Origin of the sequence: Labrys sp. WJW, from assembly GCF_001676615.1 — a bacterium.
Taxonomy (GTDB): Bacteria; Pseudomonadota; Alphaproteobacteria; order Rhizobiales; family Labraceae; genus Labrys; species Labrys sedimenti.
Map to the genome: position 1 here is coordinate 1 of NZ_LYXZ01000104.1, position 3181 is coordinate 3181.

Consider the following 3181-nt stretch of genomic DNA (forward strand, 5'->3'; position numbering starts at 1 on the left):
GCCGGTCCGTTGAGGCCCGCGCCAGCTGGGTTGCCACCCGCGCCGACGGGCGCACCGGTCGATCCGGCGTTGCCGCCACCATCGACGCCGTTGGGAGCACTGCCGGCCGGGTTGCCGGCCGTCGTGACAGGCTGCCCGTTCGAACCGACACCGTTGCTGCCGGCCGTTCCATTGAGGCCCGCGCCAGCTGGGTTGCCACCCGCGCCGACGGGCGCACCGGGCGATCCAGCGTTGCCGCTGCCGTCGATGCCATTGGGAGCGCCACCGGCCGGGTTGCGGGCGATGTTGGTGGGCTGGCCATTCGACCCGCTGCCCCCAGCCGGTCCGTTGAGAACGTCGTCAGCAGGATTGTTGGCCAGATAGGCGAGCTCGCCGGGCAAACCGGTGCTGCCGCCAGTCCCGTTGCCGGCCTCTGGACCACTAGCCGTGCCTGAGGGCGGGTTGCCCGCGCTAGTACCGTTGTTGCCGGCCGCGCCTTTGGGAGCACGAGCGGCCGGCTTGCCAGCCGAGTTGGCAGTACCGCCAGCCGATCCGGCGTTGCCGCCACCATCGACGCCGTTGGGAGCACCGCCGGCCGGGTTGCCGGCCGTCGTGACAGGCTGCCCGTTCGAACCGACACCGTTGCTGCCGGCCGTTCCGTTGGGAACCTCGCCAACCGGATTGCCAGCTGTACCGGCGTTGCCGCTACCGTTGATACTGCCGGGAGCACCGTCGACCGGGTTGCCGGCCACGCCCGTGGGCTGGCCATTCGGGCCGATGCCCCCAGCCGACCTGTTGAGAACATCGTCGACTGAATTGTTGGCCAGATAGGCAAGATAGGCAAGCTCGCTGGTCAAACTGCTGTTGCCGCCAGTTCCGTTGCCGGCTCCTGGACCACCTGCCGTGCCCGACGGCAGGCTACCCAAGCCAGTCCTGTTGCTGCCAGCCGTTCCATTGAGGCCATCGCCGGTTGGATTGCCCGCCGTGCCGGCAGTGCCAAGACCGACGTCGCTGCCGGGAACGCCGGCGACCGGGTTGCCGGCTGCACCTGCGCTTTGGTTACCCGGGCCGGCGCTGTTGCCGCCGGCCGTTCCATCGAGGCCATCGCCGGCTGGATTGCCCGCCGTGCCGGCTGTGCCAGGACCGACGTCGCTGCCGGGAACGCCGGCGACCGGGTTGCCGGCTGCACCTGCGCTTTGGTTACCCGGGCCGGCGCTGTTGCCACCTGCCGTTCCATCGAGGCCATCGCCGGCTGGATTGCCCGCCGTGCCGGCTGTGCCAGGACCGATATCGCTGCCGGAAGCGCCGGCGACCGGGTTGCCGGCCACGCCAGTGGGCCGGCCAGTCGAGCCGATGCCACCCGCAGATCCGGCAGGAGCACCACCGACCGGATTGCCTGCCGTGCCTGTGCTTTGGTTACCCGGGCCGGCACTGTTGCCGCCGGCCGTTCCATCGAGGCCATCGCCGGCTGGATTGCCCGCCGTGCCGGCTGTGCCAGGATCGATATCGCTGCCGGAAGCGCCAGCGTCCGGGTTGCCGGCCACGCCAGTGGGTCGGCCAGTCGAGCCGATGCCACCCGCCGGTCCGGCAGGAGCACCACCGACCGGATTGCCAGCCGTGCCGGCAGTGCCAGGACCGATATTGCTGCCAGGAACACCGGCGACCGGGTTGCCTGCCACGCCAGTGAGTTGGTCAGTCGAGCCGATGCCCCCAGCCGGTCCGTTGAGAACATCGTCAGCCGGATTGTCGGCCAGATAGGCAAGCTCACCGGGCAGAACGGTGCTACCGCCAGTTCCGTTGCCGGAACCGCCACTTGAACCATCAGGCGTGCCCGAGGGCAGATTGCCCAAGCCGGCGCCGTTATTGCCGGCCGCTCCAGCAAGAGCATTGCCAGCCGCATTGGCAGCAGCGCCGGCCGGTCCGGCGTTGCCGTTGGGAACGCCAGCAACCGGGCTGCCAGCCATATTGGCGGGTTGGCCGTTCGAGTCAGTGCCGTTGTTGCCAGCCGCTCCGGCAAGAGCATCACCAACCGGATTGGCAGGAGCACCGGTCGGTCCGGCGTTGCCGCCACCGCTGGTGCCGTTGGGAACTCCCTCGGCCGGGTTGCCCGCGATGTTGGTGGGCGGGTCGTTCGAACCGGTGCCTCCGACCGCTCCGGCGAGAACACCACCGAGAGGATTGCCAGCCACATTGGCAGGAACACCAGCCGATCCGACATTGCCGCTACCGTTGCCGTTGGCCACGCCAGGCCGACTATTCGGCAAACCGGCCAAATTGTCGCGCGAGCCGCTGCAGTTGCCGTCAGCGGACGTGTCGCAGTCAACTCCACTGCCGGCTGCGTTGTTGTTGGCGACGTCGCCGCCAGCCCCCCCGCCAATGTCGCCAACACCAGGACTGCCGCCACCGGTGTTGCCACCGCCCGTGTTGCCGCCGCCGGTGTTACCGCCACCGGTGTTACCACCACCGGTATTGCCACCACCGGTGTTACCACCGCCCGTGTTGCCGCCGCCGGTATTGCCACCACCGGTGTTACCACCGCCCGTGTTGCCACCGCCGGTGTTACCGCCACCCGTGTTGCCACCGCCGGTATTGCCACCGCCGGTATTGCCACCACCGGTGTTACCACCGCCCGTGTTGCCACCGCCGGTGTTACCGCCACCCGTGTTGCCACCGCCAGTATTGCCACCGCCGGTATTGCCACCGCCGGTGTTACCGCCACCCGTGTTGCCACCGCCCGTGTTGCCGCCACCCGTGTTGCCACCGCCGGTATTGCCACCGCCCGTGTTGCCGCCGCCGTCGCCGCCAATACCAGCGATCGCACCGGTCAAATCGCCGACTGCATCACCGAGTGTGCCACCGATACCGCCAATGGCACCCGTCAGGCCACCGACTATGCCGCCGAGGCCATCTTCGCCACCGATACCGCCGATCGCACCCGTCAGGCCGCCGACCACGCCACCCAAGCCGCCATCACCGCCGATCGCACCCGTCAGGCCGCCGACCACGCCGCCCAGGCCGCCATCACCGCCGAGGCCGCCCGTCAGGCCATCGACTATGCCGCCGAGGCCATCTTCGCCGCCGATGCCGCCGATCGCACCCGTCAGGCCGCCGACCACGCCACCCAGGCCACCATCACCACCGATGCCGCCGATCGCGCCCGTCAAACCACCGACTGCACCGCCAAGGGTGCCGCCAAGGCCGC

Annotated in this window: 2 protein-coding genes; one reads left to right on the plus strand and one right to left on the minus strand. The window is 69.7% G+C overall.

Annotation, left to right across the window (positions count from 1 at the left end; translation table 11 throughout):
* Positions 1–1943 (minus strand): hypothetical protein (locus BA190_RS36710; protein ID WP_245315048.1); only part of this gene is annotated, 1943 nt, incomplete at its 3' end.
* 9 nt (positions 1944–1952) lie between these two features.
* On the opposite strand from BA190_RS36710, the gene BA190_RS36715 reads away from it, so the two are divergent.
* On the plus strand, positions 1953–3181 hold a 1229-nt coding region (locus BA190_RS36715; protein ID WP_210185284.1), incomplete at its 3' end, for a hypothetical protein.